This is a genomic window from Methanoculleus oceani, from assembly GCF_023702065.1.
Classification (GTDB): Archaea; Halobacteriota; Methanomicrobia; order Methanomicrobiales; family Methanoculleaceae; genus Methanoculleus; species Methanoculleus oceani.
The window spans coordinates 13,242-36,071 of sequence record NZ_QFDM01000003.1 but is presented as its reverse complement, the minus strand read 5'-3'; the positions used below and the strand labels follow the sequence as shown (position 1 = coordinate 36,071).

General features: G+C 63.0%; 22 protein-coding genes. 12 read left to right on the top strand and 10 right to left on the bottom strand.

Annotated elements, in window-relative coordinates:
• Positions 1 to 98: 98 nt before the first annotated feature.
• Both DIC75_RS09835 and DIC75_RS09830 read left to right on the top strand, forming a co-directional pair.
• On the top strand, positions 99 to 1,331 hold the full coding sequence (locus DIC75_RS09835) for a glycosyltransferase (protein ID WP_250987867.1): 1,233 nt from the start codon (positions 99 to 101) through the stop codon (positions 1,329 to 1,331).
• A gap of 384 nt (positions 1,332 to 1,715) precedes the next feature.
• Positions 1,716 to 2,465: a coenzyme F420-0:L-glutamate ligase gene (locus DIC75_RS09830; RefSeq protein ID WP_250987866.1), complete on the top strand. Its 750-nt coding sequence runs from the start codon at positions 1,716 to 1,718 to the stop codon at positions 2,463 to 2,465.
• Here the strand turns inward: DIC75_RS09830 and DIC75_RS09825 are convergent.
• A complete protein-coding gene (locus DIC75_RS09825; protein ID WP_250987865.1) occupies positions 2,462 to 2,620 on the bottom strand; it encodes a preprotein translocase subunit Sec61beta in 159 nt (52 codons plus the stop codon). The two genes, DIC75_RS09830 and DIC75_RS09825, sit on opposite strands and share 4 nt — an antisense overlap.
• A 44-nt stretch (positions 2,621 to 2,664) precedes the next feature.
• Here DIC75_RS09825 and DIC75_RS09820 point away from each other — a divergent pair, with 44 nt between their 5' ends.
• The 9 genes from DIC75_RS09820 to DIC75_RS09780 all read left to right on the top strand — a co-directional run bounded on the left by DIC75_RS09820 (position 2,665) and on the right by DIC75_RS09780 (position 15,277).
• Positions 2,665 to 3,711: an amidohydrolase family protein gene (locus DIC75_RS09820; RefSeq protein WP_250987864.1), complete on the top strand. Its 1,047-nt coding sequence runs from the start codon at positions 2,665 to 2,667 to the stop codon at positions 3,709 to 3,711.
• Between the two features lie 36 nt (positions 3,712 to 3,747).
• Complete coding sequence (locus DIC75_RS09815) at positions 3,748 to 4,176, top strand: universal stress protein (protein ID WP_250987863.1); 429 nt, start codon at positions 3,748 to 3,750, stop codon at positions 4,174 to 4,176.
• A 14-nt stretch (positions 4,177 to 4,190) separates the two neighbouring features.
• Entirely contained in the window at positions 4,191 to 5,051 is an 861-nt protein-coding gene (locus DIC75_RS09810; RefSeq protein ID WP_250987862.1) for a CBS domain-containing protein, read from the top strand.
• Positions 5,052 to 5,196: 145 nt separating this feature from the next.
• Positions 5,197 to 5,841: an archaeal proteasome endopeptidase complex subunit beta gene (gene psmB, locus DIC75_RS09805; protein WP_250987861.1), complete on the top strand. Its 645-nt coding sequence runs from the start codon at positions 5,197 to 5,199 to the stop codon at positions 5,839 to 5,841.
• 20 nt (positions 5,842 to 5,861) lie between these two features.
• Entirely contained in the window at positions 5,862 to 7,754 is a 1,893-nt protein-coding gene (locus DIC75_RS09800) for a beta-CASP ribonuclease aCPSF1 (RefSeq protein ID WP_250987860.1), read from the top strand.
• 2 nt (positions 7,755 to 7,756) lie between these two features.
• Positions 7,757 to 8,824 carry an MFS transporter gene (locus tag DIC75_RS09795; RefSeq protein WP_250987859.1) on the top strand — a complete coding sequence of 356 codons (1,068 nt, stop codon included), beginning with the start codon at positions 7,757 to 7,759 and terminating at the stop codon, positions 8,822 to 8,824.
• A 38-nt stretch (positions 8,825 to 8,862) separates the two neighbouring features.
• Complete coding sequence (locus DIC75_RS09790) at positions 8,863 to 10,293, top strand: aldehyde dehydrogenase family protein (RefSeq protein ID WP_250987858.1); 1,431 nt, start codon at positions 8,863 to 8,865, stop codon at positions 10,291 to 10,293.
• 266 nt (positions 10,294 to 10,559) lie between these two features.
• Complete coding sequence (locus tag DIC75_RS09785) at positions 10,560 to 11,309, top strand: fasciclin domain-containing protein (protein WP_250987857.1); 750 nt, start codon at positions 10,560 to 10,562, stop codon at positions 11,307 to 11,309.
• 353 nt (positions 11,310 to 11,662) lie between these two features.
• On the top strand, positions 11,663 to 15,277 hold the full coding sequence (locus tag DIC75_RS09780; protein ID WP_250987856.1) for a fasciclin domain-containing protein: 3,615 nt from the start codon (positions 11,663 to 11,665) through the stop codon (positions 15,275 to 15,277).
• Positions 15,278 to 15,448: 171 nt separating this feature from the next.
• Here the strand turns inward: DIC75_RS09780 and DIC75_RS09775 are convergent, their stop codons facing one another.
• Genes DIC75_RS09775 through DIC75_RS09755 form a run of 5 tightly spaced genes read right to left on the bottom strand, consistent with a single transcriptional unit; the run spans position 15,449 to position 18,050 of the window.
• A complete protein-coding gene (locus tag DIC75_RS09775) occupies positions 15,449 to 15,724 on the bottom strand; it encodes an NAC family transcription factor (RefSeq protein WP_250987855.1) in 276 nt (91 codons plus the stop codon).
• Between the two features lie 6 nt (positions 15,725 to 15,730).
• Entirely contained in the window at positions 15,731 to 16,066 is a 336-nt protein-coding gene (locus DIC75_RS09770) for a cupin domain-containing protein (protein WP_250987854.1), read from the bottom strand.
• 41 nt (positions 16,067 to 16,107) lie between these two features.
• Positions 16,108 to 16,890, bottom strand: coding sequence for a 4Fe-4S binding protein (locus DIC75_RS09765; RefSeq protein WP_250987853.1), 783 nt, complete (start codon positions 16,888 to 16,890; stop codon positions 16,108 to 16,110).
• Between the two features lie 8 nt (positions 16,891 to 16,898).
• The gene (locus DIC75_RS09760) at positions 16,899 to 17,237 is read right to left on the bottom strand and encodes a cupin domain-containing protein (RefSeq protein ID WP_250987852.1); all 339 of its coding nucleotides are present in this window, start codon (positions 17,235 to 17,237) and stop codon (positions 16,899 to 16,901) included.
• 30 nt (positions 17,238 to 17,267) lie between these two features.
• Positions 17,268 to 18,050: a DUF2115 domain-containing protein gene (locus tag DIC75_RS09755; RefSeq protein WP_250987851.1), complete on the bottom strand. Its 783-nt coding sequence runs from the start codon at positions 18,048 to 18,050 to the stop codon at positions 17,268 to 17,270.
• A 68-nt stretch (positions 18,051 to 18,118) separates the two neighbouring features.
• Between DIC75_RS09755 and DIC75_RS09750 the strand changes: the two genes are divergently transcribed.
• Positions 18,119 to 18,949: a TrmB family transcriptional regulator gene (locus tag DIC75_RS09750; protein ID WP_250987850.1), complete on the top strand. Its 831-nt coding sequence runs from the start codon at positions 18,119 to 18,121 to the stop codon at positions 18,947 to 18,949.
• A 5-nt stretch (positions 18,950 to 18,954) separates the two neighbouring features.
• Here the strand turns inward: DIC75_RS09750 and DIC75_RS09745 are convergent, their stop codons facing one another.
• The 4 genes from DIC75_RS09745 to DIC75_RS09730 form a co-directional block, all read right to left on the bottom strand.
• Positions 18,955 to 19,641: a ferredoxin-like domain-containing protein gene (locus DIC75_RS09745; protein WP_250987849.1), complete on the bottom strand. Its 687-nt coding sequence runs from the start codon at positions 19,639 to 19,641 to the stop codon at positions 18,955 to 18,957.
• 101 nt (positions 19,642 to 19,742) lie between these two features.
• Positions 19,743 to 20,258 (bottom strand): hypothetical protein, encoded by a 516-nt coding sequence (locus DIC75_RS09740; RefSeq protein ID WP_250987848.1) that lies wholly within the window; start codon positions 20,256 to 20,258, stop codon positions 19,743 to 19,745.
• A 141-nt stretch (positions 20,259 to 20,399) separates the two neighbouring features.
• Complete coding sequence (gene cooS / locus DIC75_RS09735) at positions 20,400 to 22,310, bottom strand: anaerobic carbon-monoxide dehydrogenase catalytic subunit (RefSeq protein WP_250987847.1); 1,911 nt, start codon at positions 22,308 to 22,310, stop codon at positions 20,400 to 20,402.
• Positions 22,311 to 22,357: 47 nt separating this feature from the next.
• Positions 22,358 to 22,702 (bottom strand): DUF488 domain-containing protein, encoded by a 345-nt coding sequence (locus tag DIC75_RS09730; RefSeq protein ID WP_250987846.1) that lies wholly within the window; start codon positions 22,700 to 22,702, stop codon positions 22,358 to 22,360.
• Positions 22,703 to 22,830 lie beyond the last annotated feature (128 nt).

Here is a 22,830-nt window from a genome sequence, read left to right as displayed (position 1 = left end):
CTATATAACGGTTATGCAGGACCATCCGGCGGTGCGGGCAGGAGGTGAGACCTGCCGTTATGCATAAGAACGATCGAGAGAATTCAGGAGCGATCGGGATGAGCGCAATCCATACAATCGGGGACTATGAGCGATACGTCGGAAAAGAGACCGTACGCCGCATTAAGGCGAAGGCACGGCCGCTCCGTGACATGCACGTCATGCACATGAACTCCACCTACTACGGCGGCGGGGTCTCGCAGATCCTCTCGTCGCTGACGCTCCTGATGAACAGTCTCGGGATACAGACCGGATGGCGCGTCGTGCACGGCCCGCCGGACTTCTTCAGCGTGACGAAGAAGTTCCACAACGCTCTCCAGGGGGCGCCGATCAACCTGACCGGTCGCAAAAAGGAGATCTACGAAGATGTCATCCACGAAAACGCCGTACGGAACCATCTCGACCACGACATGGTCTTCGTTCACGACCCGCAGCCGCTCCCGCTGATCACCCATTACCGGAAGAAGAGCCCCTGGGTCTGGCGCTGCCACCTCGACCTTACCGCGCCGAACCGGAAGGTCTGGAACTACCTCGTCCCGTTCATCGAGAAATACGACGCCGTCGTCCTCTCCTGCGGAGAATACCGCCGGGATCTCAGAAAACCGCAGGTCTTCTTCACGCCCGGAATCGACCCCTTCTCGATCGTGAACAAGGACCTCTCTGAGGCCGCCATCGACGAGCGCCTTGTGCACTACGGCATTCCGACCGACCTCCCCCTGGTCGTGCAGGTCTCCCGGTTCGACCACTGGAAGGACCCCGTAGGGGTCATCCGGGCGTTTGAGAAAGCAAGAAAGCAGGAAGAATGCACCCTGGTCCTCGTCGGGAACGTGGCGACCGACGACCCGGAGGGCGCGGAGGTCTACCGGTCGCTCCTCGCCCACAAAAACGAGCGGATCATCGTGCTGAGCGTCCAGGACGGGGCGCTGGTGAACGCGCTCCAGCGGCGGGCGGCGGTCGTCCTGCAGAAGTCCATCCGGGAAGGATTCGGGCTGACTGTCTCGGAGGCGATGTGGAAGGGCGCAGCGGTGATCGGCGGGAACGTCGGCGGCATCCGCCACCAGATCCGGGACGGGGAGACCGGGTTCCTGGTATCCTCCGTCGACGAGGCGGCGGAGAGGATCGTACAATTGCTCCGCGATCCCGATCTTGCGCGACGGCTCGGGCGTGCGGCGCACGAGAGGGTTCGGGAGCGTTTCCTCTTCACCCGCACCGTCGAGCAGTACCTCGACCTGATCGGCTCGTTCGAGCCGGAGTTCCGGCTGAGGGAGGACGTGGGGTATTCCTGCGGGTGATCGAGGGGTGCGCCGGGGGGTGGGGATTTAGGTTGTTGGTGTCGCGGGGGTGGGTTTCCCTGCCTGCGCATCTGGTAGTGCTCAAACTCATGTCCTGTGGACAGGCGTTCTTATCGGACTTCTGTCCCTATGCACGGCTTTCGAAGGGATATCGCCACGCACTGCCCGCCCCCCAGGGGGGCGGGAGGAGCGCGAAGCGCGGGCGGTGGGGGACTTTTGAAGAGAGCCATCTGGTGTGAGGAGACAGGGGAGGGGGGAGCATCCCATCCTTCGCACCCCGCACCCCCTCCCTGTGCCCATAATCCCCGCAATCCCCCGCCGTCTCCTGCGAGCAAACCCGAGCATTTTTCTGCAATCGGAGACGATCACTGATCCGTGAGTTCCATGGATATCCAGGTAATCGGTGTTCGAGGCCTCCCCCTGATCCAGAAAGGAGACGACCTGCCCGCCCTGATCTGCGATCGTGTCGCGTTCGAAGATGGAGACATCCTCGCCGTCGCCTCGTCGGTCTACTCAAAGGCAAAAGGCTTCACCCGGGACCTCGCCGCCATCGTCCCCGGCGCCGACGCCGTGCGGATCGCGGCGAAGACGAAGGAAGATCCGCGCTTCGTGCAGGCGGTGCTGGACTCGTCCGCCGACGTCCTGCTCGAGCACCCGTTCATCCTCTCGGAACTGCCTTCCGGCCACATCGGCGTTCGGGCAGGCGTCGACCACAGCAACATCGAAGACGGCCGGCTGATCGTCCTCCCACCCGACCCCATGGGGGCCGCTGAAGACGTGCGAAGCGGGATCCACCGCATCACCGGAAAGGACGTCAGGGTGATCGTCACCGACACCTGCGGGCGGGCGTTCCGCCGCGGCCAGACCGGTATCGCCATCGGATGGGCCGGGATGACGGCGATCGACGATTACCGGGGCGACACAGACCTCTTCGGCCACGTCCTCGAGATCACCGAAGAAGCGGTGGTCGACGAGATCGCGGCCTTCGCGAACTTCGTCATGGGCGAGAGCCACCAGGGTGTTCCCGCGGTGGTCTTTCGGAACTGCAAGGCCTGGAAAGGGCACGATATGGTCTACTTCACGCCCGAGGAAGACATCATCAGGGCAGCCCTGAAGAAGAACAAAAAGGATTAGAAGAGAGCATTGAGAGTAAAGACTGCCACTCCGGTCACGATGGTCACGATGATCACGGTTATCGGGCTGATATGGATGGCCCGGTGATCGTCGCTGTCATAGTAGTTGACCAGGCCGGCAGAGGATACCAGTCTTCCGCCAGATTTCTTCGCCATACTGAAATATTCTCCTTTGCGATATATAAAACAGAGGTTGAGAGATGCAGGAAGTCACACCGTATGTCGTTACCGGCCGCACACTCCTCGGCGAGGACTTCAGGGAAGAAGACGTCAGCATCACCGTCTCCGGAGGTATCGTCACTTCGATAGAGCCCTCTTCCCGGACGCCGGACCGGTGGATCGTGCCCGCCTTCTTCAACGCCCACACGCATCTCGGCGACACCGTCGCGATGGACCTCCCTGCCCGGGGCAGCCTCGCGGACCTCGTCAAACCCCCGGACGGCTTGAAGCACAGGATCCTTGCTGCAACCCCGCGGGCCGAACTCGTCCGGGGAATGCGTGCGAGTATTATCGCGATGATCGCGACCGGGACGGCCGGGTTTGCCGACTTCAGGGAAGGGGGAGCCGACGGTGTGGCGGCGCTCCGCGAGGCTGCGGCCGGGCTTGACTGCCGGCCGATCATCCTCGGCCGCGAAGGCGGGGAAGAGGTGAGCGACGGGGCGGGCATCAGCAGCGTCCATGACGTGGCGAACGCCGAAGAGGTCGTCAGGGATGCACGAGCCGCAGGGAGACTCGTCGCTTTCCACGCCGGGGAGAAGAACCCGGACGATATCGACGAAACGCTTGAGTTCGAGCCCGACCTGCTCGTCCACTGCACCCACGCGACAGATGCACAGCTCCGGCGGATCGTCGATATGGATATCCCCGTCGCCGTCTGTCCGAGGTCGAACTGGCTGCTCGGGGTCGCAGCATCGGCGGCCCATCCGCCGATAACGCGCATTCTCGAACTTGGCGGCAGATTTTATTTGGGAACGGATAACGTCATGTTTGTTCAGCCCGACCTCTCCCGGGAGATGGCTTTCGCCGCCACCGTTTACCGCGCGCCCCCCGGCGAGATCCTGCGTGCTGCGATCACGGGCGCCCGGATGGCAGGGAGATCGGGATTCATTGAGGAGGGGCAGGAAGCGCATTTCCTTGTCGTAAATCCAGCGAAAAGTAATCTCTCCTTCAGCAAAGACATCCTGGCAACCATCGTAAAACGGCTGGATTCGTCATCTATTGGCCAAACAGTTTTAACCCTGCAATAGAAATCAGATAAGAAGTATCTGTTCTGCGTGGTGTGTATGTTCCGTAAGATACTCGTTGCTATAGACGGCTCAGAACCGGCCAATCGGGCTTTCGAAGAGGCTCTCGGTGAGGCCGGCGTCTGGAATGCCGAAGTTCATGTCGTTTATGTGGTCGAATCCGGGCTCTTTTCATCCCTTCCCATGGACAACACACTCGAGATAATCTACAGTGTTTTGCAGAAGGAAGGCGAGGACATTCTTGAAGGGGCTCGTAAGAAAGCGGATGCGGCGGGTGTTTCGCTTACCACCCATCTCAGGCAGGGACACGCGGGATCCCAGATCGTCTCCCTCGCCGAAGAACTGGGAGCCGATCTCATCATGCTCGGGTCCTACGGTAAGAGCGGCGTCGACCGTCTCCTGCTCGGGAGTGTGACCGATTACGTGGTGCAAAACAGTCCCATTACGACAACGGTGGTGAGATCATAGCCTCTCCCCAGCAGATGCTCGTCCGGAACTTCATGGTGGCCGACGTCGTCTGTGTTGAGATCCCCGGAAATAGGGACGATGTCCTGCGTATCCTGAAACGCACAGGTATCAGCGGCGTCCCGGTCCTCAAGGACGGCGAACTCGTCGGTATCATCACCCGCAAAGACCTCCTCCGCAAAGCGGAAGAGACCCAGCTCGGGCTCCTGATGACGCCCGACCCGGTCGTCATCAGGCCGGACGCCCCCATCTCGGAGGCGGCCCAGTTAATGGTGCGCCATAACATCAGAAGGCTCCCCGTCATGGAAGACGGGTCGATGATCGGGATCATCAGCGTGGCCGACCTCATCGGTGCCATCGCCCAGATGCGCCTTGCCCTGCCTATCAAGGACAACTACGTCAGCAAGACCTACGCTCTCTGGGAGGATACGCCTCTCTCGCTTGTCGGGAGGATCCTCGAGATCTCGGGTTACGACGCCATCCCCGTCCTGATGGAGGACGGCACGCTCACCGGCATCATATCGGAGCGCGACCTCATCAGGCATTCCCGCATCGAGGACGGCGTCGAGGTCAGCGACTTCTCGAACGGCACCGACGACGACGAGTGGACCTGGGAGAGCATCAGGGACATGCACACCATCAGTTACGGTATCTCCAAGATCCAGCTCCTCCCGATCCCCGTGAAGAACGCGATGGTCAAGAACGTCCTCGCCGTTCCCCTGAACGCCGAGGTCGGCGAATGCGCACTGAAGATGAGGCGGGCCCGGGTCGACCAGCTCCCGGTGGTCAACGGAAACAAGCGGCTCGTTGCCATGCTCTTCGACCGGGAGCTGATCAAAGTTCTGCTGCCTGACCAGCAGGGCCTGCGAAAGAATTAAGGGACAACATTCATATAACATACAGATGCTTATCGTTGTCGTGCCATAACCCGGTACGACGATAAATTTATGTTTTATGATATCGCTATACGCTTAACCGCTTTTGAGCGAGATAAAGCGTTTTAATGGTTTTAGGGGTGCTTCAATGCTTGATACTTCCCAAGAGATTATGAAAGGTACAACCACGGTAGGACTGATCTTTGACGGTGGCGTGGTCCTTGCAACAGAGATGCGAGCGACGATGGGGAACATGATCGCGAGCAAGCGTGCCAAGAAGATCTACCAGATCACGCCCCGGATCGGCCTGACCACCGCCGGCGGCGTCGGCGACGCGCAGCAACTCGTCCGGATCCTGCAGGTCGAGTGCAACCTCTTCGAGATGCGGCGCGGCAAGACCATGTCGGTCGGTGCGGCATCGACCCTCCTCTCGAACTACTTAAACCAGAACCGCTACTACCCGTACTACGTCCAGCTCCTGATGGGCGGGTTCGACGAGGAGGGGCCGAGTGTCTACTCCGTCGACGCCATGGGCGGGGCGACCAAGGAAGAGGATATCGTCGCTACCGGCTCGGGGTCGCCCTTCGCCTACGGTGTGCTCGAAGACCAGTACCGCCCTGACCTGAAGGAGGACGAGGCAAAGGACCTCGCCGTCCGTGCCGTCAAATCGGCGATGCGCCGTGACTCCGCATCCGGCGAGGATATCATGGTGGTCGTGATCACGAAGGACAAATACGAAGAACACATAGAGAGCGGGTTGCAGAGACCATCTGCGGCCCGCCCGACACCCTGACATTTTTTAGGACGATTTTAATGGTGATTGAAGAGAAACTCCAGGAACTTAAGGAGCAGATCAACAAGATTGTTCCCAGCGGGATTACGATCTCAGACGTCGAGTTTGAAGGCCCTGAGCTCGTCATCTACACCGACGATCCGAAACAGTTTGCCGATCAGGCAGACCTGATAAAAATACTGGCTCGCGATCTTCGGAAGCGCATCGTGGTGCGCCCGAATATCCTTGAAGACCCGGAACGGGCGGCCCAGGAGATCAGGTCCGTTGTGCCGGAGAACGCCGGGATTACCGATCTCTTCTTCGACCCGGAGACCGGAGAGGTCCTGATCGAAGCGGAGAAGCCCGGCGTCGTCATCGGCAAGAACGGCATAACGCTCCGGGAGATCACGAAACAGATCGGCTGGACGCCGAAGGTGGTCCGGACGCCGCCCATCGAGAGTTCGACGGTGAAGCAGATCCGCACCTACCTCCGGTCGGTGAAGGATGAACGCAAGGCGTTCCTGCGGGCGATCGGTCGCCGCATCCACCGCGAGGTCACGAACAAGGACCAGTGGCTGCGGGTCACCACGCTCGGGTGCTGCCGCGAGGTCGGCCGTGCCGCGTTCCTGATATCGACGCCGGAGAGCAAGATCCTGGTGGACTGCGGCGAGAAGCCGGGCAGCATCGCGAACGGGACGCCGTACCTCTACGTGCCCGAGATCTCCCCGCTCACCTCGCTCGACGCGGTGGTGCTCACCCACGCGCACCTCGACCACTGCGCTCTCGTCCCCCTCCTCTTCAAGTACGGCTACGAAGGGCCGGTCTACTCGACCCCGCCGACGAGGGACCTCTCGACGATGCTCCAGCTCGACTACCTGGACGTCGTCCGGAAGGAGACGGACAAGATCCCCTATACCTCAAACGAAGTGCGGACCTACATGAAGCACTCCATCACCCTCAATTACGGCAGCGTGACCGACATCGCCCCCGACGTCAAGCTCACCTTCCATAACGCGGGGCATATCCTCGGCTCGGCCATCGCGCACTTCCATATCGGTGAGGGTCTCTACAACATCGCATTCACGGGGGACTTCAACTACCAGAAGTCACGCCTCTTCTCCCCGGCGGTCTCGTCCTTCCCCCGCCTCGAGGCGCTCTTCATGGAGAGCACCTACGGGGGGTCGAACGACTTCCAGCCCCAGAGGAAGGATGCGGAGGATAAACTCTACGAGACGGTTTCGGCGACGATCCAGCGCGGCGGCAAGGTGATCATCCCCGCGTTCGCCGTAGGGCGGTCGCAGGAGGTCATGCTGGCCCTCGAGGAGGGTATCCGGAAGCAGAAGATGCCGCCGGTGAAGATCTACCTCGACGGCATGATCAAGGAAGCGACGGCGATTCACACGACCTATCCGGAGTACCTCAACAGCGATCTGAGAAACCAGATCTTCCGCGAGGGGTTGAATCCCTTCCTCTCCGACGCCTTTGTCCAGGTGGACTCCCCGAGTCTCCGCGAGAAGGTGATCTCGGGCGACCCCTGCGTCATCATCACCACGAGCGGTATGTTGAACGGCGGGCCGGTGATGGAGTACCTCAAGGCTCTCGGCCCCGACGAGCGCAACGCGCTCGTCTTCGTCGGCTACCAGGCGGATGGGACGCTCGGACGGCGTATCCAGAAAGGATGGCGCGAGATCCCGCTCGGGTGGCGCGAGACGATCGTGATCAACCTCGAGATAGCGACGAGCGACGGGTTCTCCGGCCACTCCGACCGCAAGCAGCTGATGAACTTCGTCGCCCACCTGCAGCCGCGCCCGGAGAAGATCTTCACCATCCACGGCGACGAGAACAAGACCCTCGACCTTGCAAGTTCCATCTACAAACGGCACCGTATCGAAACGCATTCCCCCATGAATCTCGAGACCTACCGCATGATCTAGGAATGCTGCAAAAACTCCCCATTATCTTCGGGATATTCGTGGTGATGGCGCTCTCGAACGCCGTCGTCCCGGTGCTTCCCGATTTTGCCGAGGGGGCGGCACTGCAGGGTGCGGTCTACTCCGCATACTTTTTGGGCGCGTTTGTCGCGGTGCTGCCGGCAGGTGTGGCGAGCGACCGGATAGGCAGCGTACCGCTCATCCGTGCCGGCCTTCTCCTGACCCTCGGAAGCGGGGTCCTCATCCTGCTCTTTCCTTCGGGCCTGCCGCTCCTCGCCTTCCGGGTGGTCGAGGGGATCGGTGCCGGGCTCTTTCTCTCGGCGGCGCTTGCGTGGGCGAACTCTCAACCGTCGGCCGGGCAGCTCAGCGGGTATTTCATGGCGGCTTTGAACCTCGGCCTGGTCGTGGGGCTTCTCGCGACAGGGTGGCTCGATGCGGCCCTCGACAGTCATCTTGCGGGGATTGCTTTCTTTACGGTGCTTGCCGTTCCCGTGGTCGGGATGGGTTTTGCGGTCCGGGAGAGCGAGCGCGTGGGTTTTGCGAAAGCGAACCTCCCCGGGATCGTCCGGAACTACTTCTGGCTCTTTTCCGCGGCGGTCGTTCTGGTGGGGATGACCGGGGCGGTTGCGGCCGTCTACCCGGAGTACACCGGGAACGACCCGTCGGTGCTCGCCCTGCAGCTCGCGACGATCAACATCGCGACCATTATCGCCGTGCTCGTCGCCCCCCGGATCAACTTCCGTCCCGTCCCGACCATTCGGGCCGCCTCGCTCCTGATGGCGGCGGCGGTCGTGGCGGGCTATTTTACTCCCTATGCCTTCCCCGCCATCGGGGCTCTTTCCGGGGTGATCATCGTCGCGGTTCTTGCGTTCCTTGCGGAGACGAGGATCCAGCAGGGCGTGATGACCGGGCTCTTCAACACCGCATCCTACGCCGGGTTCACGTTCCTCTCCGCCATTGCGGGGCTGGCCGCCGGGCTGTTCGGGTTCCTGGCCGCGTTTCTCCTGCTTGCCGTGATGGCGGCGGCGGTGGCCATTCCCATCGGCAGGTGCCGGTGCGAGTACCGCGGGTGACGGAGCGCATATTACCGTCCTCGTTCATAGGATCACCCATGAAGATGCTGATCAACGGCGAGTGGCGCGATTCGGTCTCCGGGAAGGTGTTTTTGGTGCACAATCCCGCGACGGGGGACGTGGTCGGGGAAGCGCCGCTCGGCGGCGAAGATGATGTCCGTTCGGCAATCGAGGCCGCCGGCGAGGCGTTCGCGGACTGGTCTGCAAGAAGCTCCCGGGACCGGGGGAAAGTCCTCTTCTTCGCAGCGGAGGAGGTGCGCCGCAGGAACACCGACCTTGCTGCGCTCCTGACCGCCGAGCAGGGCAAGCCCATCCGCGAGGCGGTCGACGAGATCAACGGGTTCGCAAACATCCTCGAGTACTACCATGCTCTCTCTGCGGGGGAGCGGGGGGAGTTCATGAACCTCGGGGGTTACGGCCGCGTTACTGTAGAGAGACGCCCGCTCGGCATCTGCGGCGCGATCATCCCCTGGAACATGCCGGCGATCATCATGGGCTGGAAGATCGGCCCGGCCCTGACGGCGGGGAACACCGTGGTCTTGAAGCCCGCCCGGACCGCCCCCCTGACCTGCATGAAACTCGCGGAGATCCTCGGGGACGCGGGCCTTCCTCCCGGTGTCTTAAACGTCGTCACCGGCCCGGGGGAGACGGTCGGCCGGGAGATCGCGAGGAACCCGGGCGTTCGGAAGGTCTCGTTCACCGGCGAGGTCGGGACCGGGAGGCAGGTCGCCCTGGACGCCGCACCGGCGTTGAAGCGGCTCACGCTGGAACTCGGGGGGAGCGATCCGATGATCGTCTGTGACGATGCCGATATCCCGGCGGCGGTCGAGGGGGTCGTCAGGGGGCGGTTCTACAACTGCGGCCAGGTCTGCACGGCGGTCAAGAGGCTCTACGTCTACGAGTCGATCGCGGATGAGTTCGTCCGGCGCCTGACGGCGAGGGTCGAGGCGATCGTGGTCGGGAACGGCATGGACCGCGGCGTCGGCATGGGGCCGCTGAACAACCGGGCGGGCCTTGAGCGGGTCGTCGGCCAGGTCGATGCCGCCCGGGACCGGGATGAGGGTGAGATCGTCACGGGAGGGCAGGCTCCTCGGGGGGAAGCATACGAGCGCGGTCACTTCTTCCTGCCGACGCTCATTGCCGGTGTTCCGCACGACTCCGTTCTCTTCGCCGAGGAGGTCTTTGGTCCGGTGCTGCCGATCGCTACCGTCCCGGGGCTCGACGAGGCGCTTGAACTCGCGAACAACTCCCGCTACGGTCTCGGGGCATCGGTATGGACCCACAGTGCGGACGTGATCGCCCGGGCGACGGAAGAACTTGAGGCGGGGATTGTCTGGGTCAACCAGCACCTGCGCATCCCCCCGGAGGTGCCGTTCGGGGGGACGAAGGCGAGCGGCATCGGCAGGGAGAACGGCAGCCGAGCGCTCGAGGAGTATATGGAGGAGAAGGCCGTGCTGATACGGCTGTAGGAGCCCTGATTCCCGGGAGGCCCGTTGATCGTCCGGTTTTCAGAAGCGTGAGGAGTTCGTGGACTGTGTGTCGCCCGGACAGCCGGGTTCGAGGCCCCCTGTGTGCCCTGGAATCCTCTGGAGTGGCCTGTTCCGCCATCGGGATTCCCATCGCAGTTATGGCAACATTTATATAATCCCATACGTATTCTTTCCCCCTCCCAAGGGGGGATGGTAGTATGAGACGATGGATAACCTTATGCGCATGCATTCTCGCCCTTCTGGCAATGCCGTTTGCTGTGACTGCGGCAGTGGTGGGAGACGAGAATGTAACCGTGACGCCCGGGGAAGAGATCGGGCAGATGGATAATCAGACAGCAGATATGACTATTGCCGCCTACATTGGGCAGGACGAGAACCTGACGAGGCTGGCCGAAGCAATCACCATGGCGGGTCTTTATGACACGTTGAACTCGGGTGGGCCGTACACGGTCTTTGCTCCAAGCGACGATGCGTTCAACGCTCTCGGGAACGATACCGTGAACCAGCTCATGATCGATACCGCCAACCTGACCATGGTCCTTCAGTACCACGTTGTTGAGGGCGAGTACACATCGGAGAACCTCACCAGCATGGCCGGGAACCAGACCGGGAACCAGACCGGGAACCAGACGGGGAACCAGACTGAAGGCGGGATTCTCGAGATCTTCAGCGGGCTCCTCGGTATGGGGAATGAGACCGGGAACATGACGACACTCACTACGCTCGCCGGTGAGGAACTGAACGTCTCCGCCACCGACGGCGAGGTCATGGTCGAGAACGCCACCGTCACCATGGCGGACATCAACACGACAAACGGCGTGATCCACATCATCGACCAGGTGCTGGTGCCTGCAAGCGTGAACCTGACGGCGGCTGAGAACCAGACCACGATGCAGGTCGAGACGCCGGCCGAGACGCCGACCGGCCCAATGGGTGAGACGCCGACCACGACGATGGCCGAGAACCAGAGCGGGTTGGTTGGTGTCGTGCAGTGAGGTGAAGCGGCAGGACGGAGGGCAATAGAGCGCCGTTCCTGACCTGATGCACCTCTCTTTTTTTGAAGCGCCGAACGTTCTGCAGGCATTTTCCGGCTGTCCAATCCTGCTGCGCGGGGCCTTCTGCCGGAAGAGGGCCGGCCATGTTGCCGAAGGGTACGGCGTAGGGGGTCTTCAAAAAAATTTACCCGGTCCTGCCCTCTGTATCAAGAGATCGTATACCCATAACAAACGAGATTGGGGTCAATGCCTGATTATTGACCGGATTTTGGCCAGATAGGTATTCAAGAATTATTATCACAATATTTTTATATTACCTCGATTATTCCCTTGCCCGCAAGGGGGGATATTGTATGAGACGATCTGTACTGTTCGGTTTGTGCATCGTCCTTCTCCTGTCGATCTCCGCCGCAAGTATAGCGGTCTCGATTGGAGAGGGCCCTGTCGAACTGAACCCTGATGAGACTTTGAACATTACACCGGTAAACAGCACCGAAACGTACGAGGTGCCGCGGACGACAGTGCTTGGAGCACTTGACGCCGCCTCGCTCCTCGGTGCATTCGAGTACCAGGTTGCTGAAGACCTGCCTCCGGAAGAGGGAAATCTCAGCATTCTATCGATTACAGGTATTGAGAACGAGATAGTGAACGGGACCCCGAACAACTGGACGTACTGGGTGGATGGCGAGCAGGGCACGACCGGGCCCGCGGTGACGAACGTGACCGACGGGGATAATCTGACCTACTCCTATGGGCCTCCGGGTCATTCAGTGGAGAACGCCTCGTTTACACTGATGGTGAACGTCAGCGTGGCCGGAGCGGCTGTGAATGTCACCCCGACTCCGACGGTGAACGTGACTCCGACTCCGACGGTCAACGTTACGCCGACGCCGACGGTGAACGTGACCGGGCCTGACGGTCAGTATGGACCGGGTCCGACGGTGAACGTGACTCCGACGCCGACGGTGAATGTAACACCCACGCCGACGGTCAACGTAACACCCACGCCGACGGTGAACGTGACTCCGACCCCGACGGTCAACGTGACACCCACGCCGACCGTCAACGTGACACCCACGCCGGGGGCGAACGTGACACCCGCCGTAAGCGTGTCCGATCAGCCGATTGTGAACGCAACGGTGATCGTTGATAACGCCACGATCAACCGGACGGGCTGGGCGGACATCCACGCCGACCTGAACGGAACACCCGGGGCCATTATCGGCTACAGCCCGATCAGCGAGGGCGTGAACGAGAACGTGACCGTGGCGATCGAGGTTGAGAACGCCACGCCGGTGCTCTATGCCATGCTCCACGTCGATGAGGGGGAGCCGGGCGTCCACGAGTTCCCGGGACCTGACGTGCCGGTGCTCCTGAATGGAAGCCCCGTCCAGCAGGCCTTCAACGTGACCGGAGGGCTGCCGGGAGTGAATGTTACTCCGACCCCGACCGTGAACGTGACCCCGACACCGACCGTGACCGGGCCTGACGGTCAGTATGGACCGGGTCCGACGGTGAATGTAACACCCACGCCGACGGTCAATGTGACTCCGACCCCGACGGTGAACGTGACCCCGACCCCGACAGTGAACGTGACTCCGACCCCGACGGTGAACGTGACCCCGACGCCGACGGTGAACGTGACCCCGACTCCGACGGTGAACGTGACCCCGACTCCGACGGTGAACGTGACCCCGACTCCGACGGTGAACGTAACACCCACGCCGACGGTCAACGTGACTCCGACCCCGACGGTGAACGTGACCCCGACGCCGACGGTGAACGTGACCCCGACGGTCAACGTCACGCCGACTCCGACGGTGAACGTAACCCCGACTCCGACGGTGAACGTAACACCCACGCCGACGGTCAATGTCACCCCGACCCCGACCGCCGAAGCGAACGTCACCATCGTTGAGCCCATGGAAGGTGCCAGCGTCACTGCCGGGAACGTCACGGTGAGCGTGAACGTCACGAACTTCACGCTGGTGGAGCCGACCGGGCAGCCGAACGTGCCGGGCGAAGGCCACCTGCACTACTACCTCGACGCCGTGGTGCCGACGAATGAGAGCGAACCAGCCGTCCCGGAGTTCGGCGGCTATGTCATCTCCACGAACCTCTCCCACACCTGGGAGAACGTGACGGCAGGCGAGCACAACCTCTCGGTCCAGCTGGTCAACAACGACCACACGCCGCTCATCCCGCTCACGTTTGAGACGGTGAACGTCACTGCCGAAGGGGAAGCCAACGTGACTCCGACTCCAACGGTGAACGTGACCCCGACTCCGACGGTGAACGTAACACCCACGCCGACGGTGAACGTAACACCCACGCCGACGGTGAACGTAACACCCACGCCGACGGTGAACGTAACACCCACGCCGACGGTGAACGTAACATCCACGCCGACGGTGAACGTAACACCCACGCCGACGGTCAATGTCACCCCGACGCCGACGGTGAACGTCACGCCGACGCCGACACCCGGAGTGAACATCACCGATGAGATCGTCACAGGGCTTTCAGGGCAGGAGAACCTGACGACGTTCATCGGATTGGTAAACAACTCCACTATCGGCGAGAGGCTTGAGGCGAACAGGAGTTACGTGATATGTGCTCCGACCAACGATGCGTTTGCCGGGCTGGGCAATGAGACACTCTCGGTTATCCAGAACGACACGACACTCCTGAACGACATCCTTGATTACCACGTCATCCTGGGAGACTACACGATCGAAGAGCTCGTGATGCTGTGCGAGAATTCGACCGACGGGCAGATCTCCCTGCCGACCGTTGCGGGCACGGATGTCAACGTCTCGCTTACCGACGGCCAGTTGCTCATCAACAACATCGTTGTTGCGACCCAGATCCAGATCACGAACAACATCGTGGTCTACGTGATCGACGGTGTCCTGATCCCACCGGACACCCCGATCCCAACCCCGACTCCGACAGTGACCCCGACGGTGACCCCGACGGTGAACGTGACCCCGACGCCGACCGTGAACGTCACCCCGACCCCGACAGTGAACGTGACCCCGACTCCGACGGTGAACGTGACCCCGACTCCGACGGTGAACGTGACCCCGACGCCGACGGTGAACGTGACCCCGACTCCGACCGTGAACGTGACCCCGACGCCGACGGTGAACGTGACCCCGACGCCGACGGTGAACGTGACCCCGACGCCGACGGTCAACGTCACGCCGACTCCGACCGTGAACGTGACCCCGACGCCGACGGTGAACGTGACCCCGACGCCGACGGTGAACGTGACCCCGACGCCGACGGTCAACGTCACGCCGACTCCGACCGTGAACGTGACCCCGACGCCGACGGTGAACGTGACCCCGACGCCGACGGTGAACGTGACCCCGACGCCGACGGTGAACGTGACTCCGACCCCGACGGTGAACGTCACGCCGACGCCGACCCTGGTCCCACCGGGGGAGACCGTGGATCTCCAGCTCTATGAAGGCTGGAACTTCGTCTCAATCCCGAGGCCGCTCTCTGTGGGCAACGACACAGCAGCAGTGGTCTTTGCGGATGTCGACACCGGCGGACGGCCGTTCTACATCCACACCCCGGCGGGCGGCTTCGAGCCCCTGGGCGAGAACGAGACCCTGATGGTCCTTGAGGGATACTGGGTCTACTCGACCGAGGAGACGACCGTGGAGCTGATGCTCAGCACCGACCCGGTGCGGTCTCCTGCAGTAAAGACGCTCAGTCCGGGCTGGAACGCCATCGGCTACTCCGACCTGACGGAGCGCAGTGCAGATGAAGCGCTCACATCGGTGGAAGACATCTGGGTGTCTGTCGTCGGCTACGATGCAGAGGACCAGGCCTACCGGCCGGCGCTCATCAACAACCAGACCGGGGCGCAGGGCGAGAACCAGAGACTCTCCCCGACCGAGGGCTACTGGCTGTTCGTGCGCGAGGATGGCAGACTGGCTGCTATCAGCGCCTAACCTTTTTTTGCCGGCTGGATGTTCGGGTATTCCCGCCGGTACCGCCTCACGGTGAGGACGGGTGGAGCGGACCGCAACCGATACTAGCTAAAAGCCGGTTCTTGAAGTAACATGGTAAAAATGCTCCCGCTAATGGGGCATGAGGCCGGAAACCGCTCCGGTGCCGGCCGCTCACTCCGCGGTTCCCCTGTACTCCTGCATCAGGGCTTCGGCGTAAGCCTCTTTCTTCTTGGTCGGGATGTAGTTGAATACTGCGGCCCTTTTGAGGAGTTCGGCGCGAATCGCGGTTTCATCCTTCAGGTGCAGGTCCCGCACGCCGGCGACGATCAGTTCGAGCTGGTTGATGCCGGTCTCCTTCCCGTCCACGAGAACTGTCTTGATCTTGATCGCGTCCGGCCGGATCCCGCCGCAGACGGTGCAGTAATCGCCTTCCTTCTCGTTCGTCACGTCTCTTCACTCCCTGATCATCGTAAGCGACATCTTGAACCGGGTTATGGCCGAGAGGGCGTGGGGGGCGTTTGCCGGGAAGATGATCGTCTCGCCCTCGTGCATATGGTGTGTCTCGCCCGCGATCCAGACCTCGCACTCCCCCTCGAGGATCGTCACCACCGCATCGTAGGGCGCGGTATGCTCCGAGAGCCCCTCGTCCTCGTCGAACGAGAAGAGGGTGATGCTCCCCACCGGTTTGTTGACGATCATCCTGCTTGCCACGGTTCCGTCCTGGTAGGCGACGAGATCCGCCAGCCGGAGAACCTTCCCCCGCAACTCTGCACGCTTCTCTTCAGACATTGTTGCACCAGCCTTCATGTTACTCTGCTGCTCTTGCCTATCTACTCTTTCCTTCCTGCCCGCGTGTAGACGAGCGCCCCGTCCGCCGGGCAGGCCTCCGTGCACCGGCCGCAGAGGTAGCACTCGCCGAGTCCGGCGGCCGGGTCCGCCGCCCCTGTCGGGCACGCCCGCTCGCATTTCCGGCAGCCGATGCATGCCTCCGTTCGCCGGAGCCGGTAGAGGCTCTTTGACGCCGCCGGGGCGAGCAGGGCGCCGTAGGGACAGACATAGCGGCAGAACGGCCGGTAGACGACGGCGGAGAGGAGGACGATCGAAAGGAAGACGAAGAACGAGGCGCTCGCGACCGTGAGGTTGAAGAAGGCCGGGAGGCCCATGAGCGCAAGGAGGTTCACGGAGAGCCCGAGGCCGGCGGCGAGGAAGACGACGAAGACGCCCGCCCTGACCGCCACCGGGACCCGGCTTTCGGCGCGGCCGTGCTTTGGGGCCGGCACGAGATACATGAGTTCCTGGACGGCGCCAGCCGGGCAGACCTGCCCGCAGACGATCCGGCCGAATACGAGGGCGAGGACGATGAAGGCGAGCAGTCCTGCGAGTGCCATGGGAAGCGGCGAGCCGAGCGCCGCGGCATCCCGGAGGACGAGGGCCTGGAACTGGTAGGGGAAGACCGGCGCAAAGACCAGGAACCCGAAGAGCGTCGAGGCTGCGAGGAACGGCACCGCACGCCGCCGGGTGAACCGGCCGGAGCGCCAGAGCCAGACGAGGGCGGCAAACGCGATAATGCCGTAGACGAACCCTGCGGCCTTCGGGATCGACTCAACGACCATCTGTGTCCTCAGAGCAGTTTCGTCCCGGTCGTCGGCCGGGGGACCTTCACCACGAGCACCCGGAAGGTGCGGTCGCTCTCGTTCATCCAGCGGTGCGGGATCTTTGCCGGGCTCTCGACCAGGTGGTCCTTCCCGACCTCGGCACGCTCGTCGCCGATCTCGACGACCCCCGTGCCTTCGAGGACGTAGAAGAAGACGTCCACCGGGGTTATGTGCTTCTTGAGTGATTCGCCGGGGTTAAGCGTGATCACCACCGCCGTCGCATGCTCGGTGTCGTAGACCTTCCGGGCGTCGACGTGGTGCGGGTTCTCGCCGATCGGTTCCTGTGCTACATCAACAATCTTCATCTCGTTCATCTCCAGGTGTTCTCATGGCACTCATCCCTTATAATTCGTCCAGTAGTTCGCGAGGCTCTCACGCCGCCTCCGCTCCCGCCGGCGGGCCCGCATCTCCGGGTAGGTCGGTTCGGTGCTCTGGACCGCCGGGCAGTAGGGGCAGAGGGCATAGGGAACGTCGTCGGCCAGGTCCCTGACCGGGCAGAGGTAGGTCCCCTCCCATTCGTCGACGATCTGTCCGCCGGGAAACGGGGTGCCGACGGGATGAGCGGGCTCTTCCTGGACAAACATCGTGAACGCGGAGAGGAGGTACTTCAGGTAGAGGTACTTCGGGTCTTTCTCCCGCGCTTTTAAGGCGCAGGCCTCCGCCACCATGGCGGCGTAGCCGCCGAGCGCCGGGTCGGGGGGGTCGTCCAGCTCGCGGCCACCGCCGTTCCGGGAAAGGAGGACGAGCCGGTGGTGCGCCCCGAAGATCTCTTCACTGACACTTTCAAGAAGGCGGTCGCGGTAGCCCTCCGGGAGGTGGCTGACTTTGCGCTCGAACCGGGCGTTCATCGTCTCGAGGTCGTGGAGGTCGAATGCCGCCGCTTCGCCGGCGATCACCCGGAGGAGGTCGCCCTTCGTCTTCGCCCCCTGCATCCGGCGGCACGCCGTCCGGATGGCCGCCGCCGATACCGTTCCTCCGCGTCCCGCCTCCTCGCCGCCGTCCCCGGCGAAGGTGTCGATGAGGAGGGAGCTGACCTCGTCGGGGCCGGTGCCGGAACGGCTGCTGCTTTCCCTGCCGACGAACCGCCTGATACGCTCAAGAATTGCTCTCAGTCGCATGGTGGAGATCTTAGAGAGTATGGTATTCCCGAAGGTTTAACTCTCGTGTAACTCTCATAGTAACAATAATGGACGACCTGATCCGGAGCCTCACGGCGCTCGGGCTGACGGAGTACGAAGCCCGGGTCTACGCCGTCCTTGTCGGGATCGGGGAGGGGAGCGCCCGCCAGGTTCACGAGGCCAGCGGCGTCCCGCGCCCCAGGGTCTACGACATCGCCGAAGGGCTTGCCGGCCGGGGTTTCATCACCGTCCGGCGAGGGAACCCCCACGTCTACATCCCGGCCGAGCCCGCCGTCGTCATCCACCACTTAAAAAGTGCCGTCGACGCCGCGGCGACGGCGGCGGTGCAGGGTCTTGACGCCCTCTCGCTCGACGCCCGGTCGAAGAACTCGCCGATCTGGTACGTGCAGGGGGAGTGGAGTATCCGGCGCCACGCCGAATCGCTCGCTAGCGGCGTCACCCGCGACCTCGCCGTCGTCTGCCTGGATTACCGGGAGATCGGCGAGTTCGCCCGGCTGATCGCCGATGCGTCGAGGGAGCACCCCGTAAGCGTCCTCCTTCCGAACGGGAAGCGCGGGATCAGAAAGCCGCTCGGAGATGCCTCCCTCTACGTCCCGAAGCCGTTCTGCACCTTCTTCCAGGAGAACATCTTTGAGAAGATCTACTGCGGGCCGATCCCTGTGGACGGGTCGGCGTTCCTGCTCGACTACATCTTCATCGCCGACGACCGGGTCTGCATGATCGTCTACCGCGAAGACGGGGTCAGGAACGCCGTCGTTATCACCCTGCCGTTCATCTCCTGCGTCCAGCGGCAGTTCGTCAACCGGATGATCGCGAACGCCGACTGCATCGACGGCCCGCCGGGAGACGGGGCCGGTCTGCGGCCCTCGTCCCCGTAACCGGATCAGACAGAATCCAGCGGTATGTAGGGGGCGAAGGTCAGGACGTCCTTTTTGACGGCGTCAAAGCCGACCCGCTCGACGAACCGTGCGGTCCGCTCTCCCGGTCTGGCGTTCTCGCGGTAGTACTCGAGCAGCCGGCGGACCAGGTCGAGCGCCTCCTCTCTGGTGAGATCCTTTGCGGCAAGATCGCCGATCCGGGGGCGGCCGCCGGAGTTGCCCCCGAAGACGACCGTCCAGCCTTTCGCGTTTCCGACGATGCCGATATCCCGGAGGTAACTCTCGCCGCAGCACCGGGGGCACCCGGAGATCCCCATCTTGAGTTTTGCCGGCAGGTCCATCTCCTGGTAGAGTTCCTCGACCTCGAGCCCGAGGCCCAGGGAGTCCTGCTTGCCGTACTTGCAGGTCACCGTCCCCGGGCATGCCTGGACGTAATGGACGCAGGGCGCGGTCGCCTGGCCCACGGTCATCCCGAGTTCGTTCCAGATGCTCTCGATGTCCTCTTCTTTGATGCCCACGAGCACCATTCGCTGCCCCGACGTCATCTTGATGACGGGAATGTCGTAGCGCCTGACGACCTTGATGATGCTCTTCAGGTGCTCCGGGCTGACGATTCCTGCGGGCGTTCTCGGCACGATCGCGTATGACGCGCCGTCTCTCTGGAGGATTGCTCCCCTGGGTCCGTTTTCCATGATATCTCTCGCTTCTCCGGCAGGCTCCGATGCGCCGGATACAATGCAGCCATCGCCGCCGGGAGGGAAAAGTGTGGTGTCACCCTGCGAGGTACACCCGCTCAGGGACTCCCGTACGGCCCCTCACTCCGCGAGCGCAGGCGCCAGAGTAGCACGGCCGCCGCGAGAAGCGCGACGTTCACGACGAGCAGGGGGAGGTTTTCGGGGCTTCCGGCGTAGGCAAGAACCCCGACCGGCAGGAGTGTTAAGGAGATGACGGCGGTCAGCACGGAGGCGACAAGGAAGACCGGGAAGGTCTGTTCGTAGCCCGGCGCCCTGAACCCTTCAAAGAGAGGCTGCTGCAGGAGGTACGACGCATAGGCGACGGTGAGTATCAGAGCGATGTAGGCCGCCACTCCCCAGAGGAACCGCCTGCCGAGGGATTCGCTCCTGACGAGGAGATACAGGAAGGCGAGGGGGGAGGCGCCGACGAACGCGGCCATCCACATGGTGGCGTTCACCGTCAGGCCGAACGGCGGATCGAATCCGGCCAGGACGAGTGCGCCGGGCTGGGTGAGAACGAGGAGGAGAAGATTGATCAGGAGAAAATCCGCTCCTGTCCGGCTTCCGGAGCCCATTCAGGTTACTGTCGGCCGTCATGCCTTAAACGCTTTCTGTTGCGCGCCGCTCTTCTCATGCACGGCCGGTCCGGCAGCCGCTCGCACCGCCCGGCGTGGGTTCAGGTGATTGCGTGCAGCAAAAAAGAGGGCATACGTTGCCTATATCCCCAGCTTCGTCCGCTTCGCCTCGATGTGCGCAAGTATCCCCTCCGCCGCCGCGGTGGCGTCCGTCTCGACGTGGAGCACCCCGCCGGTGATGCCGGGAAGGTCCTCGGTGAGGAGTTTGACGAGGTCCGGCCCGCCGGTCACGGTCGGGACCGGGTTGACGTAGGTGTAGAGCCCGAGCGCGAGCGCGAAGAGTGCGTCGACCGTCGCCTTCTGCTCCATGTACTCCGGGGCGGCGACGGCGACCGGAAGGTCCGGGAGGGGGACGCCGCCGAGAGCGTCGGAGACCGAGAGGAGGAGGTCGGCGCACCTGCCGGTATCGGTGCAGGTCCCGAATCCGAGCACCGGCGGCACCCCGAGCGCCGTGCAGAGCCCCTTCAGCCCCGGCCCGGCCTTCTCCTTCGCCTCCGGGGAGCAGAGCCCGGCGACCTGGAGGCCCGCAACCCCGCACCCCATCCCGAGGACCAGGATGTCACGGGCGATCAGGTTCTCCGCGACCGCGACGGTGTGGACGTCCTGCCCGTAGTCCCGGAGGGTGGTGCAGGAGACGAGCCCGACGATACCCCGGATGGTCCCGTCCTTGACGGCGGAAAGCAGCGGGTCGAGACTCCCCCCGAGCGCTGCGACGATGCTCTCGGGGGCGAACCCGACGACCGCTTCCCGCACGGGAAGGCCGCGGATCGCGTCGATCGTGGTATGCCGCTCCTTGAAGTTCTCGATCCCCATCTCGAGGAGGGCCGCCGCCTGCTCCTTTGCCTCCTCCGGGACGTAGTCGAGCCTCTCCGTCCCGCCCTCGAAGACCACGACCTCGCTGACCGGGATCAGTTTGAAGCGGTACTTCTCGGCGTAGAGCGGGTCGAGCGGGAGCGAGCAGTTCATATCGGCGGCAAAGACGTCCACCGCCCCGGTGGCGAGGACCGCCTCCTGCATGATCCAGTTGCCCGTGTAGCCGTAGAAGACGTCGTCCATCTCTCTCCTCTGGATCAGTTCCTGTCCGGTCTCGATGTTGGCGATGATCCTGAGGCCCTTTGCCCCCGCCTCCTTTGCCTTCTCCTGCCACTCGTCGGTGCGGGCGAGGTCGATGAGGGCGAACCCGAGGAAGGGTTCGTGGCCGTTCGGGAGGACGTTGACGTAGTCGGGGTCGAGCACCCCGAGGTCGACCCGCATGGGGTGCGGCCGGGGAATGCCGTAGAGGATGTCCTGGATGTACTCAAGCACGATCTGGCTCTGGTAGGCCATCGCGACGCCGAGGCGCATCGCCCGCATGGCGTGGCTCGCGAACCACCCGTCGACGTTCGTGAGGGTGGAGGCGGTATCGACGATCGTCTCCCCGTAGATCCCGCCCGGGAAGAGTTTGAGCCGTTTCCAGACCTCTTTTCGCTCCGGGGGGGCGAGCCGCTCCACGATCCGGCTCGGCTCATGGGTGAACCGGTGGAAGTCCTCTTCCACGAAGTCGCAGAGCCGGAGGGCGACCTCCGCGTCGCTCCCGCCGGTATCGATCCCGAGCCGTCCTGCAAACGTCCGGAGTTTCTCCGGCTCCGCGATGGAGAAGGGGGTTTTGCCTTCCGCGGTTGCCCGGAGGGTCCGGACAGCCTGCTGGGCGTGGAAGTGGTAGTTCGACGCTCCCATGACGTTTCGCAGAAGCATCATCCGCATCGCCATGCCGTCGGCGTTGATCCCGCAGACTCCCCGGTGGTTCCGGCTGGCGTCGGCCCGGCAGGGGCCGTTCGAGCAGAAGTCGCACCGTGCGCCTGCCTGGCAGAAGGCGCACCGCCGGTCGGGGTCGGTCCCGAGCCCCTGGGCCTCGTAGCGGTCCCAGACATTGGACATGCCGTCCGCTTTGAGCCGCTCGTAGACGGTCCTTACCGAATCGTGGTAGGATATCCTGTCGTTCTCCATGGACATGGGGAGTGACCTCTCCCACAACCATAAGTAGGTGTCGGCACCGGGGCCTACCTCTCTTCGATATACCGCTTCAGCGCCACGGCGTTGTTCTGTTCCTCGTCCTTCGCGGCGTAGAGGAGCGTGACGGTCGCATCGTTCGCCTCCTGCCGGAGCCGGTCGAGCGCCTCCTCCTTACCCTCGAGTTCGGCCCGGTAGCGCCGGAGAAACTCCTCCCACTTCGCCGGGTCGTGCCCGAACCACCGGCGCAGTTCATTGCCCGGCGCAAGGTCCTTCTCCCACCGGTCGAGTCTCGCCTCTTCCTTCGAGACACCTCGCGGCCAGAGCCGGTCGACGAGGACCCGGGCCCCGTCGTCCTCCGAGGGCTCCGCGTAGATCCGTTTCGTGCGAATCATGGGCGGGGATACGGCGCCCCCTCACTTAACCCTGTCCCCCGACTGAGCCGGGCCCGTGTCGGAAGTTGTTTCAGAAACCGGGTTTTTTTGGGGAGGAATGGGCTCCTTTGCGAAAGGTATATAACGTG